We start from the raw sequence: 18290 nt of genomic DNA, 5'->3' as shown, positions 1-18290 counted from the left end.
GAGGCCGGGATGGAGCCGCGGTCACCGCGGCGGCAGCGGCTGCTCGGCCCAGATGGTCTTGCCGATGCCGGTCTGGCGGCTGCCCCACCGCTCGGTGAGCTGGGCGACCAGCAGCAGTCCCCGGCCGCCCTCGTCGAAGGCGTGGGCCCGGCGCAGGTGCGGCGAGGTGGAGCTGCCGTCGGAGACCTCGCAGATCAGGGCACTGTCGCGGATGAGTCGCAGTTGGACGGGCGGCGCGCCGTACCGGATCGCGTTGGTGACCAGCTCGCTGACGACCAGTTCGGTGATGAACGCGATCTCGTCCAGGCCCCAGGCCGCCAGCCGCTCGGTGGCGGCCTGCCGGATCGCGGCCACGTTCGCGGGGTCCGGCTGGACGTCCCAGGTGGCGACCTGGTCGCTGCCGAGCGCCCGCGTCCGGGCCAGCAGCAGCGCCACGTCGTCGCCGGGTTCCTCCGGCCGCACGGCCCTGATGACGCCGTCGCACAGCGCCTCCAGCGAGTCGGCCGGCGCGGTCAGCGCGCGGCACAGCTCCGTGGTGTCGTGGTCGCGGTCCTCGAGGAGACCGTCGGTGTACAGGGCGACGACGGAGCCCTCGGGCAGGACCACCTCGGTCGCCTCGAACGGCAGTCCGCCGACACCGAGCGGCGGCCCGGCGCTCACGGGGACGATGCGGGTGGTGCCGTCGGGAAGGACGAGGGCCGGCGCGGGGTGGCCTGCGGTGGCCAGGGTGAGGCGGCGGGAGACGGGGTCGTAGACGGCGTAGAGGCAGGTGGCGCCCAGTTCGGCGACCTCGTCGCCGTAGTCGTCGGCCGCGAGGTGGCCGACGAGGTCGTCGAGGTGGGTGAGGAGCTCGTCGGGGGACAGGTCGACGTCGGCGAGGGTGCGGACGGCGGTGCACAGCCGGCCCATGGTCGCCGTCGAGGGGATGCCGTGGCCGACGACGTCGCCCACGACGAGGGCGACCCGGCTGCCGGACAGGGGGATCACGTCGAACCAGTCGCCGCCGATGCCGGCCGCCGAGCCGGACGGCAGGTAGCGGTGGGCCACCTCGACGGCCGACTGACCGGGCAGGCCCCTGGGCAGGAGGCTGTGCTGGAGGGCGAGCGCGGTGGAGCGCTCGCGGGCGAAGCGGCGGGCGTTGTCGATGCAGACGGCGGCCCGGCTGGCCAGTTCCTCGGCGAGGACGACGTCGTCGGCGGCGAACGGTCTGCGGGGTGCGATGCGCATCGCCGTCGCGATGCCCATGGTGGTTCCGCGCGCCCGCAGGGGAACCGCGATCGTGGAGCTGACGCGGTCGCGGAAGGCCCGGTTGGCGGGGGCCAGCTCGTTGCGCACCCGCATCCACCGGTCGAAGTCCGGATCGCCCGGACCGGTGAGGACCGGTTGCCCCTCCCGTAGCGCCCGCGCGGGTGCGGAGTAGGGCGGGTACACGTCGGTGTCGCCCAGGCGCACGGAGATCCGTGGAAACCCTTCGGCGGCGGGTCGGTGGGCGATCCGGCGCAGCACGATGTCCTCGGCCGGCACCGCGAGCGGTTCGTCGGTGCCGAGGACCCAGTCGAGCAGGTCCACGCTGGCGAAGTCGGCGAACCGCGGCACGAGGACGCCGACCAGTTCCTCGGCGGTGCGCACCACGTCCAGGCTCGTGCCGATCGCGGCCGCGGCCTCGTTCAGCAGGGCCAGCCGTTCCTGGGCCCGGTGCTGCTCCGTGCTCTCGAACCCCGCCACGGCCACGGCGGCCACCTCGCCGGACAGGTCGCGGACCGGCCACATCTCGATGGTCCAGGCGAACTCGCCGAGCCTGCAGGAGGCGGGCGTGTACGTCTCGTAGCGCTGGGGCCGGCCGGTCCGGGTGACCTGGCGCAGATGGCTCAGGAACCCGGTCGCGTCGGCGTCGATCTCCGCCATGACCTCCGGCAGCGGCCGTCCGATCAGGTCGTCCTCGGGCATCCCCAGCATGCGCCGCGCGGTGTCGTTGATCCGCAGGTACCGCTGCCGGGTGTCGTGGACGGACATGGACAGGGACGCCTGCTGGAAGGTCTCCCCGGCCAGCACCGGCGTCGGCCCGTTCTCCGGGGCCGCCGTCACCGTGTACCCGGCCGGCGTGCCGTCCGCGCCCAGCAGCGGGCATCCGCGCAGCGACAGCGCCAGGGTGGAGCCGTCCCGGTGGCGGATCAGGGCCACGCCGGACAGTGCGGCCACGGCCCCGGGCGGCGCCGCGTGGACCAGCAGGTCCCGCGCGGGCCGCCCCACGACCTCCGCGGCCGGGTAGCCGGTCAGTCGCCGGGCGCCCTCGCTCCACCCCGTCAGTGTGCCGTCGGCGTCCAGGGCCGCCACGGCGGAGACATCCATAGCGTCCAGGATTGACCCCATACGAAAGGGTTTCAACCGCGGACGGGTGGAGGGGCCTGTTACCCGCGGTGAGCGCGCAGCGCGGCGAGGGCGCGGTCGGCATGCGTGTTCATACGCAATTCGCTGCGGACGACCTCCAGCACGGTGCGGTCCGGCCCGATGACGAAGGTGACCCGCTTGGTGGGCGCGAGGCTCAGTCCCCGTTTCACGCCGAAGCGCTCGCGGACCGCGCCGTCGGCGTCGGACAGCAGCGTCATGCCGAGGGTGTGGCGCCCGGCGAACTCCTGCTGGCGTTCGACGGGGTCGCCGCTGATGCCCACCGGCCGGGCGCCGGCCGCCGCGAACTCGGCGGCGAGGTCGCGGAAGTGGCAGGCCTCCGCGGTGCAGCCGGGGGTCAGGGCCGCCGGGTAGAAGAACAGCACGACCGGCCCGTCGGCGAGCAGTTCGGACAGGCGGCGCGGAGTGCCGGTCTCGTCCGGCAGCGTGAAGTCCTCGGCGGTGTCGCCGACGGCGGGGATGCGGCTCATGACCGGCCCTCGCAGTCCTTGGCGACGCTGCGGGCCCAGAGCACGAGCGGCAGTTGGACCGGCAGCCGGCCGTAGGCCGCGGCCTTCTGCGGGGCGGGGCGGTGCCGCCAGTCGACGGCCATCTTCACGTTGGCGGGGAAGACGCCGACGAAGAAGGCGGCGGTGGCCAGCGCGGCGGCCTTCCGGGTGCGGGGGGCCGCGAGGCCGGCGGCCAGGGCCAGTTCGGCCACACCGCTGGCGTACGTCCAGGCCCGGGGGGTGCCCGGCAGGCTGCGCGGCACCGTCGCGTCGAAGGGGCGGGGCTGGGCGAAGTGGGCGACACCCGCGGTGGCCAGCAGGCCGGCGAGCAGCAGGGGTGAGCGTTCGGACCGGGACACGGTTCCTCCTCTGGGGGCCTGCCGCGCGATATTAACGGACCGTCTCGACGCCGGTGCCGCCGGTCCGGTCGCGGCGGTCGCGCTTGCCCGGGGTGCAGCCGAACGAGCGGCGGAAGACGTCGATGAACGCGCTGGCCGAGGAGTAGCCGCAGCGGTGGGCGACCGTGGTCACGGGCAGGTCGTCGGCGAGCATCCGCAGGGCGTGGTAGAGGCGCGACTGGGTGCGCCACTGCGGAAACGTCATGCCGAACTCGCTGCGGAAGAGGCGGCTGAGGGTGCGTTCACCGGTCCCGGTGGCGGCTGCGAGCGCGGCGAGGGTACGGGTGTCGGCGGGGTCGGCGTGGACGAGCGCGCAGACCGCGGCCAGCCGGGGGTCGGCCGGGGCGGGCAGGCGCAGGGGCTGCTGGGGGGACGCGCGCAGTTGGTCGCGCAGGACGCCGAGGAGGCGGCGGCGTTCGGGTCCGGCGTCGGCGGGGTCGCGGGTGTAGGCGAGGATCAGTTCGCGCAGCAGCGGTCCGACGGCGAGGACGGCGGGGGTGTCCAAGCCGAGCGGATTGTCCCCGGCGGGCAGTCCGACCAGGTGCAGGTCCAGCCGGCCGTGGGCCCGGTGGGCGTGGACGGTGCCGGCCGGGATCCAGATGGCCCGGGTGCCCGGTGCGAACCAGGTGCCGGCCTCGGTGGTGACGGCCACGACGCCGGAGCCCGCGTAGACGATCTGGTGGTCGTCGTGCCGGTGCGCGTCGATGCGCTGCCCGGCGGCCAGGTGCTGGGCCCGGGTGGGCGCGGTCGGATCGTGCCGGACGGCGCCGGAGTCACGGCGCGGGGCCGCCGGGGCGCGGTCGCCCGCGACTCCCGGGGCGCGCTGCCCGGCCGGCGGTGACGGGGTGCCGGGAGGCCGGCGGCGGGTATTCGACACAATGCGGCAGATTATCGGAAGTGGGCCAGGCCCGGCGGGCGTGACGATCGACGGGTGATCCTCAACCGAAACCGCCCCGTCGTGCTGCTGGCCCTCGGGCACGCCTGCGTCGACCTCTACCAGGGTGCGGTGGCCGCCCTGGTCCCGTACTTCGTCGCCGAGCGCGCCTACACCTACGCCGCCGCCTCCGGCGTCGTACTCGCCGCCTCGCTGCTGTCGTCGCTGGTGCAGCCGCTGTTCGGGGCGCTGACCGACCGGTGGGCGCTGCCGTGGCTGCTGCCGCTGAGCACGCTGACCGGCGGGGCCGGGGTCGCCCTCGGCGGCGTCACGGACTCCTACGCGCTCACCCTCGCCGCGGTCGCCCTGGGGGGCGTCGGCGTCGCCGCCTACCATCCGGAGGCGGCCCGCGCCGCACGGGAGGCGGCAGGCGGCAGCAACACCGCGATGGGGTGGTTCTCCCTGGGGGGCAACGTCGGTTTCGCGCTGGCCCCACCGCTGGTCTGGGCCGTCGTCGCCAGCGGCGGGCTCGACGCCTCTCCCCTGCTCGCCGTACCGGCCGTCGCCGGCGCGGTCCTGTGCTTGGCGGCGACGCGCTCGGCCGGCGCGGTGCGCGCCGGGGGTGTCCGCGCGGTGACGGCCGCGGGGTCCGACGACTGGGCGTCGTTCCTGCGTCTCACGGGTGCCGTCGTCTGCCGTTCGGTCGTCTTCGTCGGGCTGAGCACGTTCGTGTCGCTGTACGTCCGCGAGCGCACCGGCGGGGGCGCCGCAGCGGGGACGGCCGCGCTGTTCGTGCTCTACCTGGGCGGCGCGGTGGGCACGGTGGCCGGGGGCCGGCTCGCCGACCGGTTCGGGCGGCTGAGGGTGGTGCGCCGCTCGTACGTCCTGACGGTTGTCGCCGTCGCCGGGGTCGTCCTGGTGCCCGGGCCCGCGGTGTACCTGTTCGTCGCGCTGGCCTCGGCCGGCCTGTACGTGCCGTTCTCCCTGCACATCACGCTGGGCCAGGACTTCCTGCCCCGGCGGGTGGGCACGGCGAGCGGGGTCACGCTGGGGCTGACCGTGAGCGTCGGCGGTCTCGCCGCTCCCGCGGTCGGCGCGCTCGCCGACGCCACGTCGCTGCGGGCGGCTCTGCTGCCGCTGGTGCTGCTGCCCGCGGCGGGCGGCCTGCTGCTGCGCGGCCTGGACGAACCGGTGCCGCCGACGCCCGTCGTGCGCACGGCGACGGACCGCGGCCTCAGGGGCTGAGCCACCTCGCCGTGCCGGCCGTCGCCGGTCCGGTCGGCGTGGGTGCCGGCGACGCCCCCCGGCCGCCGCGTCGGGCCGCAGACGCTCCGCGTGCGCGCGGTCCCGGCCCGCCGTCGCCGCGGCGCCCGTCAGGCCCCGCGCCGGGGCGTGACCGGCGCGAGCCACATCCCCACGATCGCGTCGGCGAGTCCGTCCGCGGCCTCCCGCCAGCTGGCGCGCGGGGTCGGACGCCCTTCGGCGAGGGCGCGTTCCCGCTCGGCCGCCGTGTGCACGATGAGGTGGCGCGCCATGTCGCCCCGCTCGGCCCGGACCTCGTCCGGCAGCGCCGGCATGCACCGGTTGCGGCCGGCGATGATCTCGCGCAGCGACGCGGAGCCGCGGGACTCGTCGACCATGATCTGCCGCAGCGCCGGGTCGGTCATCACCTGGGCGCAGAACCGCGCGTACCAGGTCGGGCTGCCCAGCGCCGCCAGGTGGTCGAACTGCGGCCGGACCAGGCAGTCCACCCAGTCGCGCAGGTCCGGCGCGTCGCCGAGCGCGGCCAGCTGACGGGCCCGCAGGTCCTCGACGCGCTCGGAGTGCCGCTGGGCGATGGCGCGGACCAGATCCGCCTTGGTGCCGAAGTGGTAGCCGACCGCGGCGTTGTTGCCCTGGCCGGCGGCCTCGCTGACCTGGCGGTTGGAGACCGCGTACACCCCGTGCTCGGCGAACAGCCGCTCGGCCGTGGTCAGGATCAGCTGCCGGGTCGCGCTGACCTGTTCCGCCCGTGCCGTCCTGCTCGCCATGCTCACCGCCGCGCCGGGACTTTGACCTTCCTCACGGCCCGCGGCGGCCAGTCCCATGAGTCGCCGCAGGTCCGCCGTCGTGCGGCGCCTTCCCACGCAGCCTACGCAACGGCGGATGCCGGGCGGTGCGCGGCCCGGACGGGCGTGCCCTCCCGGCACCCCCTAGAATACTTCAAGCGACTGACTTAAATTGTCGCCGGATCCACGCTCTCCCCGAAAGGCATGTCCATGCCCCCTTCCCCCGCCGCGCCGCGGCCGAACGCCGTGGTGGCGGTACTGGCCCTGGCCGGGATCGTCGTCTCGCTGATGCAGACGCTCGTCATCCCGATCGTCCCGGAACTGCCGAAGCTCCTGGACGCTCCGGCGTCGGACGCGGCATGGGCGGTGACGGCCACCCTGCTCGCGGCGGCCGTGGCCACCCCGGTCGTCGGCCGCCTGGGCGACATGGCCGGCAAGCGGCGCATGCTGCTGTTCAGCCTGGTGCTGCTGATCGCCGGTTCGGTGGTCTGCGGACTCAGCGACTCCCTGGTCCCGATGGTCGTGGGCCGGGCCATGCAGGGCCTGTCGGCCGCGGTGATCCCGCTCGGCATCAGCATCATGCGCGACGAGCTGCCCGCCGAGCGCCTCGCCGGCGCCACCGCCCTGATGAGCGCCTCGCTGGGCGTCGGCGGCGCGCTCGGGCTGCCCGCCGCCGCACTGATCGCGGACAACCTCGACTGGCACATGCTGTTCTGGACCTCCGGAGCGCTCGGCGCCGTCGCCCTGGTGCTGGTGCTGGCGCTCGTGCCCGAGTCGGCGGTGCGCACCGGTGGCCGCTTCGACCTGCTGGGCGGCATCGGCATGGCGGCCGGCCTGGTGTGCCTGCTGCTGGCGATCTCCAAGGGCGCCGACTGGGGCTGGACCAGCGGCCTGACCCTCGGCCTGTTCGCGGCGGCCGTGGTGATCCTGCTGGTGTGGGGCCGGTGGGAGCTGCGCACCCCGCAGCCACTGGTGGACCTGCGCACCACGGCGCGCCGCCAGGTGCTGTTCACCAACCTGGCGTCCATAGCCGTCGGCTTCTCGATGTTCGCGATGTCCCTGGTCCTTCCGCAGCTTCTGCAGTTGCCCGAGGCGACCGGTTACGGGCTCGGCCGTTCCCTGCTGACCGCCGGTTTGGTGATGGCGCCCTCCGGCCTGGTGATGATGGCGTTCGCCCCGGTCTCCGCGAAGGTGTCCAAGGCCAGGGGCCCGAAGGTGACCCTGATGATCGGGGCCCTCGTCGTGGCGTCCGGTTACGGGCTGAACATCGTGCTGATGTCCGAGGTCTGGCACCTGGTGCTGGTCTCCTGCGTCATCGGCGCGGGCATCGGCTTCACCTACGGCGCCATGCCGGCCCTGATCATGGGTGCCGTGCCGGCGAGCGAGACGGCCGCCGCGAACAGCCTCAACACCCTCATGCGGTCCATCGGTACGTCGGTCGCCAGCGCGATCGCCGGAGTGATCCTGGCCCAGATGACCATCAGCCTCGGCGGCTTCGCCCTGCCGTCCGAGAACGCCTTCAAGGTGGTCATGGGCATCGGCGCCGGCGCGGCCGTGCTCGCCTTCGTCATCGCCTCCTTCATCCCGAGGCACCGCCCCGCCGCCGCGGTGACGCCCGCGGCGTCCGACGGCGGCGTCGCGACGCAGGCCGCCTCCGCGCGCTGACGGCGACGGCACCGGTCCCCGCGACGGGGCCCGGTGCCGTTCGGGCGAACCTGGCGGACCGCGCGCGTGAGGGCGCGCGGGCGCGTCGAGAACTGAGGCGTGGAGCTGCCGCTGATCCCACCCATGCTCGCCACCCCCGGCGCCCTGCCGGCCCCCGCGCAGGACGCCCGCTGGGCCTACGAGACCAAGCAGGACGGCCAGCGGGTGGTGGTCTACCTGCCCGGCGACGGCAGCGTGCTGCTGCGCGCCCGCTCCGGCCAGGACATCACGGCCGCCTACCCGGAGCTGGGGCCGCTGGGCACCGCCCTGGGCCCGACGCCCGCCGTACTGGACGGCGAGGTGCTGGCCCTGGACGAAGAGGGCCGCGCCGACTTCCAGTTGCTCCAGTCCCGCATGGGCCTCGCCCACTCCCCCGGCCGGGCCGCGCACCGGGCCGCAAAGGTACCCGTGCACCTGGTGCTGTTCGACGCCCTGCACCTGGGACCCCGGCCGCTGCTCCGCCTGCCCTACACCCGCCGGCGCGGGCACCTGGAGGAGCTCGGTCTCGACGGGCCGTCCTGGTCGACCCCGGCCGCGCTGGTCGGCCACGGCGAACAGGCCCTGCGGGCCACCCGCGAGCACGGCCTCGAGGGCCTGGTGTGCAAGCGGCTCGACTCGGTGTACGAGCCCGGGGTCCGCTCCCGGGCCTGGATCAAGATCCGCAACATGCGCAGCGAGGACGTGGTGGTGGGCGGCTGGCTGCCCGGCAGGGGACGGCTCACGGGTCTGCCGGGTGCCGTCCTGGTCGGCCAGCGCGCCGCGGGCCGGCTGCGCTACGTCGGCGGGGTCGGCACCGGCTGGAGCGAGACCGAGCGCACCGAGCTGGCCGCGCTGCTGCGGGCCGCGGGGACGGACGTGTGCCCCTTCGACCCGGTGCCGCGGCTGCCGGAGGCGCGCTGGGTCGTCCCGCGGCTGGTCGGCGAGGTCCGCTACAGCACCCGCACCCGGGAGGGGATGCTGCGCCAGCCGTCCTGGCTGAGGCTCCGCCCGGACCTGGCGCCCGAGGAGTCGGCCGCGGACCTGCCGGACGACATGGTGTGACGCGCGAGCCGGCGTCCGCCCGCCCTCAACCGGCGGTACACCCGTGCCCCCTTGGCACCGGGGTGAATTGACGGGACCCTGAACTCCCCTTTCCCCCCCAGCCGTTGGGCTGCGCCCGGACCCAAGGAGGCCCCGGTGTCGTCGCGTACCGCCCGCACCCGCCGCAGGAGATGGCTCACCGTCCCGCTCGGCGCCCTCGCCCTCGTCGTCGCCTTCCCCGCCACCGCCTTCGCCGCCCCGCCGCCGGGACTGCCCGGCAACGCCGACAGCCAGGAGCGGTCCTACCAGCCCGCCTTCGACTACGACACCGACGGCTGCTACCCCACGCCGGCCATCGGTGCCGACGGCACGGTCAACGGCGGCCTGAACCCGACCGGAGCCCTCAACGGCAACTGCCGGGACGCCTCGGACCTGGACAACACCAACAGCTACGCGCGCGCCAAGTGCGACCACGGCTGGTGCGCCTACCTGTACGGCCTCTACTTCGAGAAGGACCAGGCGCTGCCGGGCACCGGCCTCGGCGGTCACCGGCACGACTGGGAGCACGTCGTGGTGTGGGTGCGGGACGGCGCCGTCGAGTACGTCTCGACCTCGAACCACGGCTCGTTCAGCGTGCACGCGCGCTCGGCGGTCCGCTTCGACGGCAGCCACCCGAAGATCGTCTACCACAAGGACGGCATCGGCACCCACTGCTTCCGGCTCGCCACCTCGGGCGACGAACCGCCGGAGAACCACCGGGGCAGCTGGCAGTACCCGGCCCTGGTGGGCTGGAACGGCTATCCGGCCGGGCTGCGCGACAGGCTGAGCGCGTACGACTTCGGCAGCGCCCACTTCGGCCTGAAGGACGGCAGCTTCGCCTCCCACCTGGCGGCGGCCGAGCCCGCCGGCATCCCCTTCGACCCCTACGCCTGACAGGAGGAGCGGCAGTCGGGCGAACCGGGCGGCCCTCACACCTCCGGGGGCACTATCGTGTCCGCATGTCCGCCCCCGAACTGATCCGTGTCGTCTCCCGCGACTCCCCCATGGCCCTCGCTCAGGTCGAGCGCGTCCGGGCCGAGTTGACGGCCCTCCACCCCGGCGTGCGCACCGAGGTCGTGCCGGTGAAGACCACCGGCGACAAGTGGCTCGGCGACCTGTCGCAGGTGGAGGGCAAGGGCGCCTTCACCAAGGAGGTCGACGCCGCGCTGCTGTCGGGCGAGGCCGACCTCGCGGTGCACTGCGTCAAGGACGTGCCCGCCGACCGCCCGCTCCCCGCGGGCACGGTGTTCGCCGCGTTCCTGAAGCGCGACGACATCCGGGACGCCCTCGTCCACCCGGGCGGGCTCACCCTGGACGAGCTTCCGGACGGGACCCGCATCGGCACCTCCTCGGTGCGCCGGGTCGCCCAACTGGCCGCCACCCACCCGCACCTGACGTGCGTTCCGTTCCGCGGCAACGCCAACCGGCGGCTGGCGAAGCTGGCCGCCGGCGAGGCGGACGCCCTGCTGCTGGCGGTCTCGGGCCTGGAGCGGATCGGCCGCGGCGACGTGATCAGCGAGGTCCTGTCCACCGAGACGATGATGCCGCCGATCGGCGCGGGCGTGCTGGCGCTCCAGTGCCGGGAGGACGACGCTGAGCTGATCGACGCGGTCGGCGCCCTCGGACACGCGGACACCCATCGGGAGGTCACGGCGGAACGCATGTTCCTGCACGTGCTCCAGGGGCACTGCAACAGCCCGATCGCCGGGTACGCCCGCGTGGACCGCAGCGGGGAACTCGCCCTGCGGGCCTGCGTGTTCACCCCCGACGGCAAGGTGCGGCTGAACGCCCACGAGTGGGCCGGCCGGCTCGACCCGGCCACGCTGGGCACGTCGGTCGCCGTGGCGCTGCTGCGTCAGGGCGCCCGGGAGGTCATCGACGGCATCGCGCACTGAGGCGCCGCCGGCCGGCGGATCAGGCGGTGCCCTCCTCCGCCTGGTCCCGCAGGAAGGCGCTCACCTGGTGCGCGAGACCGTCGTCCCGCACCGCGCCCGACAGGGCCCCGGCGGCCGGCTCGTACAGCCCGATACCGCCGGTCCACAGCCGGCGGTCGGCCCACTCCTCGTCCACCCGCAGCTGCACCTGGACGTCCACCTGACCGAGGCTCTCCTCCGGACCGGCCGCGTAGAGGACGGCGGTGGCACGGCGCAGCGGATGGACGTCGAAGCCCTCGACGAACTGCGAGTTGCGCCAGTCGAGGAACGCGCCCTCCCCGTCGCGGCCGGTCCGCACGTCGATCTGCCCGTCCTCCAGGTGGATGCCGAAAGGCCGGCCGCCCCGGTTCTCGACGGTCACCCGGACACGGAAGTACGTCAGACCCTCGGCGGCGTCGTCACGGCCACGCGGCGGCTCGGCCGCCTCCAGACGGTGGACGCGGACCCGCAGACCGGCATGTTCTTCGTACTCCTGCCAGTCCCCGACCACGTTCGGCTCGTACACAGTGCACCTCTCGACTTCCCGAAGCTGCTTCCTATCCGTGCGCTCAGCGCACTGTCAAATGGGCGGAAAGCGCCGTGGCCAGGGCCTTCACCCCCATTGATCGGTGATCAAGCGCTGCCCAGGGACGATCCGCCGCACGCTCACCGGACGATCACAGGGAGCGTGCCGCACATCACGTTGCGCACCGGTGTCCGCCGGGAGCGCCGATGGGCCCGTTCGGGCGAGCGCTTCGCCCCCACAAGGCTTAATGTCCCTATATATGAGGATTCGCTTTGGAATCGGTCCGACAGGGAAAGCCCCTGTCAGTGCTTCGGACAGGAGGCATGTCCGCGGGCGCCGGCGTGTCCGGCACCCCGGTGGTCCGACCACCAGGCACTGCTGCTGAGGGAGGTGCGCACACATGCGTATCGCCGGCAGAACCAAGCCCCATCCGCACGACGACGCTCCCGACACGGCCGCCGCGTTCGAACGGCTCGCCGCACTGCCCGACGGACCGGAGCGCAAGGCGCTTCGGGACGAACTGATCCAGGTCTGGCTCCCCATGGCCGAGCGGATCGCGGTCCGCTTCCGCGGCCGTGGTGAGAGTCTGGACGATCTCTACCAGGTGGCCGCCCTGGGGCTGGTCAAGGCCGTCGACCACTACGACCCCGCACGCGGCCACGCGTTCGAGGCCTACGCCGTACCCACCGTCACCGGCGAGATCAAGCGGCACTTCCGCGACCACATGTGGACGCTGCACGTGCCGCGCCGCATCCAGGACCTGCGCAACCGGGTGCGCCGCGCCGCGAAGGAGCTGGCGCAGACCACGCCGGGGCGCGCCCCCACGATCGAGGAGATCGCCGAGCACGCGCATCTCACCACGGCCGAGGTCCGTACCGGCATGGAGGCGCTCGAGTGCTTCTCCGCCCTGTCGCTGGAGGCGGAGATGCCGGGCACCGACGGGTACGCCCTCGGGGACGCGCTCGGCGGTCCCGACCCGGCCTTCGACACGGTGATAGACCGGGTGGCCGTCCGTCCCTGTCTGGAGGCGTTGCCCGAGCGCGAGCGCACCATCCTCTACCTGCGCTTCTTCGGCGGGATGACGCAGAGCCGCATCGCGCAGCAGCTCGGCATCTCCCAGATGCACGTCTCGCGGCTGCTCAGCGGCTGCTTCGACCGGATCCGCGAGGAGATCCTCGCGGAGGCCCGCTGACCCGGCCCCCGCCGGCGGGGAGCTCTCACCCCTGGGGCGGGGCGCCGGGGATCTGCGTCGGGCCGTGCCGGTCCAGGGCGTCCTCCAGGGCGATCCGGATCTCCGCCGGCATCACTCCTGTGCGCCCCCAGATGAGTATCAGTTCCGCGACGTTGCGCAGTTTGATGTTCGTATGCTGGGAAACCTCCTTCAGTACCGCCCACCCCTCGTCCGGCGCCACCCGGCCGAGCGCGACGACCATCCCTATGGCCTGGTCGACGACGGCGTGCGAGACCACCGCCTCCTTCAGCTGCCGGATCTGCTCCTGCAGCCGGAATATCTGGTCCGGGCCCCCGTCCGTGGGCATGGTCACCTCCGGATCCGGCGTGTCACCGCCGTTCGTGCCGCGCGGTACCGCTCCGACGCCTCCATCGTCGTCACACGTGCCGCCCCGCGCCACCGGACCGCGCGGCGCGCGCCCGCCACCGTTTCGGCGGCGCCGCCGGGGTACTCGGCAGGCGCCCCGCACCCTTCCGGTCGGACACTGGTGTGGAACCGGTGACTGCCGGTGGACGAGACCAGGACGCGACTGCCATGAACCACGACATGCCCTCCGCCGCCGCTACGGACAGCGCTCTGCCCACCCGATCCGTGTACGGGGCCCCGTGCTGGGTGAGTCTGACCAGCCGTGATCTCAAGGCCACCGAGGAGTTCTACTCCGCCGTGCTGGGCTGGCGGTGGCGGCCGGCGAAACTGGGCGAGCCCTTCCGCATCGCCCTCGCCGACGAGGTGCCGGTCGCCGGGATCGCCGCGGTCGCCGGAATGTGGCAGATGGCGGTGGCGTGGACGCCGTACTTCGCCGTGCGCAGCGCGGACGACGCCGTGTCGCGGGCGGCCGAGCGGGGTGGCACGGCCGCGGTCGGGCCGATCTCCCTGCCGCCCGGCCGCGCGGCGCTGCTCGCCGACCGGGACGGCGCGACCTTCGGGATCTGGGAGGGCGAGCTCTTCTCGGACTGGGAGACCTGGCGCACCTCGCGCCCCGCCTTCATCCGGCTGCACACGCGTGACGCGTTCGACGCCGCGATCTTCTACGGCGAGATCTTCGACTGGGCGTCGCCGAACGGCTGCTGCGAGGTCCAGTACGAGGGTGACGAGGTGGTGCTGCGCAGCCAGGGCGACGTCGTGGCGCGCATCGAGTCGGGCGCCCTGGGCGCCGCCCCCGACCCCGCCGTCCGTCCTCACTGGCAGGTGCACTTCGCGGTGGACGACGTCGGGGCCTGCGCCCGCGCCGCCGAGCTGCACGGCGGCAGCGTCCTGGCGCTGACCGAGGACGAGGCCGTGCTCCGCGACGCCGACGGCGCGCAGTTCACGGTGACCGCGCGCCGCCTCGGACAGTGACTCCACCGGCTCAGCGGCCGGTGCGGGACGGGGTGCGGGACGGCCGCGAGAGCAGCACCAGGCTGCGTGGCTCGACGGTCAGGCTCGTGCCCGCCTTGCGCTCCGACTCGTCGGGATCGCCCTCCGGATCGGCGGTGTCGATCAGGACCGCCCAGCGCTCGCCGTAGGCGGCACGGGGCAGCCGGAAGCGGGCGGGCTCCCAGTGGCTGTTGAGCAGCAGCAGGAAGGAGTCGTCGACGACGGGCCGCCCGCAGGGGTCCGGTTCGGCGATGGCGTCGCCGTTGAGGAAGACGGCGACGGCGTGGGCGTCGGAGCGCTGCCAGTCGTCGTCGGTCATCTCCCGCGCGTCCGGCAGCAGCCACACCAGGTCGGGCAGCGGCTGGTCCGCGTTGGTCACCGTCTCGCCGCGGAAGTAGCGGCGCCGGCGCAGTACGGGATGGGCGGCGCGCAGGGCGATGACGCGCCGGGCGAAGTCCAGCAGGCCGCGCTGCTCCTTGTTCAGCCGCCAGTCGATCCAGGAGATCTCGTTGTCCTGGCAGTAGGCGTTGTTGTTGCCCCGCTGGGTGCGGCCCAGCTCGTCGCCGTGGCAGAGCATCGGGATGCCCTGCGAGAGCAGGAGGGTGGCCAGGAAGTTGCGCTGCTGGCGGCCGCGCAGCTCCAGCACGGCCGGATCCTTCGTCCGCCCCTCGGCGCCGCAGTTCCAGGACCGGTTGTGGCTCTCGCCGTCCGCGTCGTCCTCGCCGTTGGCCTTGTTGTGCTTGTCGTTGTACGAGACGAGGTCGCGCAGGGTGAAGCCGTCGTGCGCGGTGACGAAGTTGACGCTGGCGCGGGGGCGGCGGCGGCTGTGCTGGTACAGGTCGGGGGAGCCGGTCAGCCGGGACGCGAACTCGCCGAGCGTGTGCTCCTCGCCGCGCCAGAAGTCGCGCACGGCGTCCCGGTACCTGCCGTTCCACTCCGACCACAACTGCGGGAAGTTGCCCACCTGGTAGCCGCCCTCGCCGAGGTCCCACGGCTCGGCGATCAGTTTGACGCGGCTGATCACCGGGTCCTGCTGGATGAGGTCGAAGAACGCCGAGAGCCGGTCCACCTCGTGGAACTGCCGGGCCAGGGTGGCCGCGAGGTCGAAACGGAAGCCGTCGACGTGCATCTCGGTGACCCAGTACCGCAGCGAGTCCATGATCAGCTGGAGTACGTAGGGGTGCCGCATCAGCAGGCTGTTGCCGGTGCCGGTGGTGTCGTAGTAGTGCTGCCAGTCGCCGTCCACCAGCCGGTAGTAGGAGGCGTTGTCGATGCCGCGGAAGGAGAGGGTGGGGCCCTTCTCGTTGCCCTCGGCGGTGTGGTTGTAGACCACGTCGAGGATCACCTCGAGGCCGGCCGCGTGCAGGGCCTTGACCATCGACTTGAACTCGGTGACCTGCTGCCCGCGGGTGCCGAGGGCGGCGTAGCCGTTGTGCGGCGCGAAGAAGCCGATGGTGTTGTAGCCCCAGTAGTTGGACAGGCCCCGGTCCGTCAGGACGCCGTCGTGCACGAACTGGTGCACCGGCATGAGCTCGACGGCGGTCACGCCGAGGGAGGTCAGGTGGTCCACGACCGCCGGGTGCGCCAGGCCGGCGTAGGTGCCGCGCAGTTCTTCGGGCACGTCCGGGTGGGTGCGGCTGATGCCGCGGACGTGGGCCTCGTAGATCACGGTCTCGGAGTACGGGCGCCTGGGCGGGCGGTCGTCGCCCCAGTCGAAGAAGGGGTCGGTGACCACGCCGAGCATGGTGTGCCCGGCGCTGTCCGCCGGGTCGGGTCCGCCCTGGGCGCGTTCGAAGAGGGACGGGTGGTTGTCGACCATCCCGTCCACGGCGCGGGTGTACGGGTCGAGGAGGAGCTTCGCGGGGTTGCAGCGGTGGCCCAGGGACGGGGCCCACGGCCCGTGGACCCGGTAGCCGTAGCGCTGCCCCGGGCCGACGCCGGGCAGGTAGCAGTGCCAGACGAAGCCGTCGACGTCGGGCATCGGGACGCGCCTGTGGCTGCCGTCCTCGTCGACGAGGACGAGCTCGACGCGCTCGGCGACCTCGCTGAACAGCGCGAAGTTGGTGCCCTGTCCGTCGTGGGCGGCCCCCAGCGGGTAGGGGTGCCCGCTCCACACGGGCGACCCCTTCCGCTTCGGCCCGGCGCGGGTCACCGGGCCTCCTCCAGGACGCCGTGGGTGGTGCTGCCCGGACCGGCCACCCGGCCCACCGGCATGATCTCTCGCGGCACTTCCAGCCCCTCCTGGGTGATCGGTTCCGGTGCCGTCGGCACCAGCGGGACGCGTTCGCCGGCTCGGGCGCGCTGCGAGAACCAGATGACCTTGGCGCCGGTTTCGGTGGCGCAGCAGCCCCAGCCGTCACTGTTGGCGGCGAGGTGCTGCAGACAGGTCCGCAGGTCCTGGTCGGGACGGAGCGCGTGGTCGTTGCCCCCTACCGCCGTGATGAGGTGGTGGCGGTTCCACCACATCTCGATCGACGTGTTCTTGTCGCTCGCGTGCTCGTCGATCGCCCGCAGCAGCATCTCGGTGCCCGAGCAGACGGGTTCGACGAGGTTCTCCAGGTCCCAGAACCTGAGGTGAGCGGCCAGGATGCGCCTGACCTGTCCGACCCGCTCCGGGCCGACTTCCACGTCGAGGTGGTAGTAGCAGGGCACTGCGGTCTTCATCGTCGTGGCTCCTCACCGCGAAAGCTCGCGCTTCTCCGCGTCCCTCGGAGGACGGGCTCCTATTACACGAAGCGTGAGCACTGGTCGCTTCTGAGTCACTCCAGAGTGGGATCAGTAGTCCATTCGTGCAACACGAGCGGACACGGCCCGGCTTCATCCGAAAAAGCAGTTGAAGATCCAACAAGACGGGAAGTCACTGTCCGTGCACCATGTGTGAAGAATCAGATCGTCCGTACCGGACCGTCCCGAAAGGTGACCGGCCATGCTGCTTCCTGCGAAGACAGAAGTCGCCCGGCAGCTGCGGCGTTACCGCGCCTGGGAACGGATGACGCTCGCGTCCCCCGCGGACGTGCGCGTCCGGGCCACCTTCGAGGACTCCGGCTACACCCTCTGCGTGCTCATGGGGAAGCGGTGCGCACGCGAGGCGGCGGACGCCGCCGAACGGTATCTGCGGACGAACCTGGTCACCTATTTGCAGGAGCAGAACGAGCGGCCCCTGACCGCCCGAGCGGTCCGGCGCGGCCCGCCGGCGACGGTGGACCGGCTCACCCCGTCGGGGCGGAAGACCCCCTCCGGCGCGGCTTGACCCATCGGCCGGGCCCACGGGCCCGGCCTCGAGCACGGCGGAGGTGAGAACGGATGAGCGCGACCGTGGAGATCGGGCGTATCCCCGTGCGGGACGTCCACCCGGTGGTGGAGTGCGGCAGGCGCCCGGCGAAAGCGGTGGCGGGAGAGACGTTCGAGGTCACCGCGTCCGTGTTCCGCGAGGGACACGACGCGGTGGCCGCCAACGTCGTGCTGGAGGACCCCGAGGGCCGGTCCGGCCCCTGGACGCCGATGCGGGAACTGGCCCCGGGCACCGACCGCTTCGGCGCCGAGGTCACCCCGGGCGCGCCGGGCCGGTGGACCTACCGGGTGGAGGCCTGGAGCGATCCGGTCGCCACCTGGAAGCACCACGCGCGCATCAAGATCCCGGCGGGCATCGACACCGGCCTCGTGCTGGAGGAGGGCGCCGAGCTGTACCGGCGGGCCGCGTCCGGCGTGCCGAAGGACTCCGGCCGGGACGTGGTGCTGGCGGCCGCGGCGGTGCTGGCGGACGACACGCTGCCGGTGGCGACACGGCTGGCGGCGGCGTTGACGCCGGAGGTGGACGCGGTGCTGGCCCGCCATCCGCTGCGGGAGCTGGTCACCACCTCCGACCCGCTGCCCCTCCTCGTCGAGCGGGAACGCGCCCTGTACGGCGCCTGGTACGAGTTCTTCCCCCGCTCCGAGGGCACCGCCGAACAGCCCCACGGCACCTTCCGCACCGCCGCCCGCCGGCTGGACGCGATCGCCGCGATGGGCTTCGACGTCGTCTACCTCCCCCCGATCCACCCCATCGGCACCACCCACCGCAAGGGCCGCAACAACACCCTCTCCGCCGGCCCCGACGACGTCGGCGTCCCCTGGGCCATCGGCTCCCCCGAGGGCGGCCACGACGCCGTCCACCCCGACCTGGGCACCCTCGACGACTTCGACGCCTTCGTCGCCCGCGCCGGCGAACTCGGCCTGGAGATCGCCCTCGACTTCGCCCTCCAGTGCTCCCCCGACCACCCCTGGGTCGACAAACACCCCGAGTGGTTC

Annotated in this window: 18 protein-coding genes; 9 read left to right on the top strand and 9 right to left on the bottom strand. The window is 73.4% G+C overall.

The annotated features are described in order from the left end of the window. Positions 1-21 precede the first annotated feature (21 nt). Genes ACFWJB_RS29520 through ACFWJB_RS29505 form a run of 4 tightly spaced genes read right to left on the bottom strand, consistent with a single transcriptional unit; the run spans position 22 to position 4016 of the window. Positions 22-2349, bottom strand: coding sequence for a SpoIIE family protein phosphatase (locus ACFWJB_RS29520; protein ID WP_386926049.1), 2328 nt, complete (start codon positions 2347-2349; stop codon positions 22-24). Positions 2350-2408: 59 nt separating this feature from the next. Next, the gene (locus ACFWJB_RS29515; protein ID WP_385458472.1) at positions 2409-2876 is read right to left on the bottom strand and encodes a peroxiredoxin; all 468 of its coding nucleotides are present in this window, start codon (positions 2874-2876) and stop codon (positions 2409-2411) included. Beyond that, positions 2873-3253, bottom strand: coding sequence for a DoxX family protein (locus ACFWJB_RS29510; RefSeq protein ID WP_385458471.1), 381 nt, complete (start codon positions 3251-3253; stop codon positions 2873-2875). Before ACFWJB_RS29510 ends, ACFWJB_RS29515 begins: the two co-directional genes overlap by 4 nt. 31 nt (positions 3254-3284) lie before the next feature. After that, positions 3285-4016, bottom strand: coding sequence for an AraC family transcriptional regulator (locus ACFWJB_RS29505; RefSeq protein WP_386926094.1), 732 nt, complete (start codon positions 4014-4016; stop codon positions 3285-3287). Positions 4017-4223: 207 nt separating this feature from the next. Here ACFWJB_RS29505 and ACFWJB_RS29500 point away from each other — a divergent pair, with 207 nt between their 5' ends. Next, positions 4224-5411: an MFS transporter gene (locus ACFWJB_RS29500; RefSeq protein WP_386926046.1), complete on the top strand. Its 1188-nt coding sequence runs from the start codon at positions 4224-4226 to the stop codon at positions 5409-5411. 128 nt (positions 5412-5539) lie between these two features. Here the strand turns inward: ACFWJB_RS29500 and ACFWJB_RS29495 are convergent, their stop codons facing one another. Beyond that, positions 5540-6196, bottom strand: coding sequence for a TetR/AcrR family transcriptional regulator (locus ACFWJB_RS29495; RefSeq protein ID WP_386926044.1), 657 nt, complete (start codon positions 6194-6196; stop codon positions 5540-5542). A gap of 228 nt (positions 6197-6424) precedes the next feature. On the opposite strand from ACFWJB_RS29495, the gene ACFWJB_RS29490 reads away from it, so the two are divergent. From ACFWJB_RS29490 to hemC, 4 genes are all read left to right on the top strand, one after another. Next, complete coding sequence (locus ACFWJB_RS29490) at positions 6425-7879, top strand: MFS transporter (protein ID WP_386926042.1); 1455 nt, start codon at positions 6425-6427, stop codon at positions 7877-7879. Between the two features lie 99 nt (positions 7880-7978). Continuing rightward, positions 7979-8959 (top strand): ATP-dependent DNA ligase, encoded by a 981-nt coding sequence (locus ACFWJB_RS29485; protein WP_386926040.1) that lies wholly within the window; start codon positions 7979-7981, stop codon positions 8957-8959. A gap of 135 nt (positions 8960-9094) precedes the next feature. Beyond that, the gene (locus ACFWJB_RS29480) at positions 9095-9871 is read left to right on the top strand and encodes an NPP1 family protein (RefSeq protein ID WP_386926038.1); all 777 of its coding nucleotides are present in this window, start codon (positions 9095-9097) and stop codon (positions 9869-9871) included. 65 nt (positions 9872-9936) lie between these two features. Then, on the top strand, positions 9937-10872 hold the full coding sequence (gene hemC / locus ACFWJB_RS29475; RefSeq protein WP_385458465.1) for a hydroxymethylbilane synthase: 936 nt from the start codon (positions 9937-9939) through the stop codon (positions 10870-10872). Positions 10873-10891: 19 nt separating this feature from the next. On the opposite strand, the gene ACFWJB_RS29470 is transcribed toward hemC, so the two are convergent. After that, on the bottom strand, positions 10892-11416 hold the full coding sequence (locus tag ACFWJB_RS29470; protein WP_386926036.1) for a hypothetical protein: 525 nt from the start codon (positions 11414-11416) through the stop codon (positions 10892-10894). A 400-nt stretch (positions 11417-11816) separates the two neighbouring features. Between ACFWJB_RS29470 and ACFWJB_RS29465 the strand changes: the two genes are divergently transcribed. Beyond that, entirely contained in the window at positions 11817-12608 is a 792-nt protein-coding gene (locus ACFWJB_RS29465; protein WP_385458463.1) for an RNA polymerase sigma factor SigF, read from the top strand. Between the two features lie 25 nt (positions 12609-12633). Here ACFWJB_RS29465 and ACFWJB_RS29460 read toward each other — a convergent pair whose 3' ends face one another. Further along, the gene (locus tag ACFWJB_RS29460; RefSeq protein ID WP_386926033.1) at positions 12634-12954 is read right to left on the bottom strand and encodes an ANTAR domain-containing protein; all 321 of its coding nucleotides are present in this window, start codon (positions 12952-12954) and stop codon (positions 12634-12636) included. A 227-nt stretch (positions 12955-13181) separates the two neighbouring features. On the opposite strand from ACFWJB_RS29460, the gene ACFWJB_RS29455 reads away from it, so the two are divergent. Next, positions 13182-13985 (top strand): VOC family protein, encoded by an 804-nt coding sequence (locus ACFWJB_RS29455; RefSeq protein WP_385458461.1) that lies wholly within the window; start codon positions 13182-13184, stop codon positions 13983-13985. A gap of 10 nt (positions 13986-13995) precedes the next feature. Here ACFWJB_RS29455 and glgX read toward each other — a convergent pair whose 3' ends face one another. Next, on the bottom strand, positions 13996-16155 hold the full coding sequence (glgX, locus tag ACFWJB_RS29450) for a glycogen debranching protein GlgX (RefSeq protein WP_385458460.1): 2160 nt from the start codon (positions 16153-16155) through the stop codon (positions 13996-13998). Beyond that, positions 16152-16667, bottom strand: a complete 516-nt coding sequence (locus ACFWJB_RS29445) for a pep a2 (protein WP_385458459.1) — start codon at positions 16665-16667, stop codon at positions 16152-16154. The genes glgX and ACFWJB_RS29445 overlap by 4 nt, the downstream gene beginning before the upstream one ends. Positions 16668-16929: 262 nt before the next feature. Here ACFWJB_RS29445 and ACFWJB_RS29440 point away from each other — a divergent pair, with 262 nt between their 5' ends. Next, a complete protein-coding gene (locus tag ACFWJB_RS29440) occupies positions 16930-17253 on the top strand; it encodes a DUF5133 domain-containing protein (protein ID WP_385458458.1) in 324 nt (107 codons plus the stop codon). A 53-nt stretch (positions 17254-17306) separates the two neighbouring features. Next, a partial coding sequence (locus ACFWJB_RS29435; protein WP_386926030.1) for a maltotransferase domain-containing protein occupies positions 17307-18290 on the top strand: 984 nt, incomplete at its 3' end.

The sequence above is a fragment of the Streptomyces sp. NPDC127100 genome, assembly GCF_042724095.1.
Classification (GTDB): domain Bacteria; phylum Actinomycetota; class Actinomycetes; order Streptomycetales; family Streptomycetaceae; genus Streptomyces.
Note: the sequence above shows the minus strand (reverse complement) of the source record. Positions and strands in the feature narration are given on the sequence as shown.

Bases quoted from the DNA above. Each gene is read 5' to 3' on its own strand.
- ACFWJB_RS29520 (WP_386926049.1), bottom strand. From the start codon at position 2,349: ATGGATGTCTCCGCCGTGGCGGCCCTGGACGCCGACGGCACACTGACG.
- ACFWJB_RS29515 (WP_385458472.1), bottom strand. From the start codon at position 2,876: ATGAGCCGCATCCCCGCCGTCGGCGACACCGCCGAGGACTTCACGCTG.
- ACFWJB_RS29495 (WP_386926044.1), bottom strand. From the start codon at position 6,196: ATGGCGAGCAGGACGGCACGGGCGGAACAGGTCAGCGCGACCCGGCAG.
- ACFWJB_RS29490 (WP_386926042.1), top strand. From the start codon at position 6,425: ATGCCCCCTTCCCCCGCCGCGCCGCGGCCGAACGCCGTGGTGGCGGTA.
- hemC (WP_385458465.1), top strand. From the start codon at position 9,937: ATGTCCGCCCCCGAACTGATCCGTGTCGTCTCCCGCGACTCCCCCATG.
- ACFWJB_RS29465 (WP_385458463.1), top strand. From the start codon at position 11,817: ATGCGTATCGCCGGCAGAACCAAGCCCCATCCGCACGACGACGCTCCC.
- ACFWJB_RS29460 (WP_386926033.1), bottom strand. From the start codon at position 12,954: ATGCCCACGGACGGGGGCCCGGACCAGATATTCCGGCTGCAGGAGCAG.
- ACFWJB_RS29455 (WP_385458461.1), top strand. From the start codon at position 13,182: ATGAACCACGACATGCCCTCCGCCGCCGCTACGGACAGCGCTCTGCCC.
- ACFWJB_RS29445 (WP_385458459.1), bottom strand. From the start codon at position 16,667: ATGAAGACCGCAGTGCCCTGCTACTACCACCTCGACGTGGAAGTCGGC.
- ACFWJB_RS29440 (WP_385458458.1), top strand. From the start codon at position 16,930: ATGCTGCTTCCTGCGAAGACAGAAGTCGCCCGGCAGCTGCGGCGTTAC.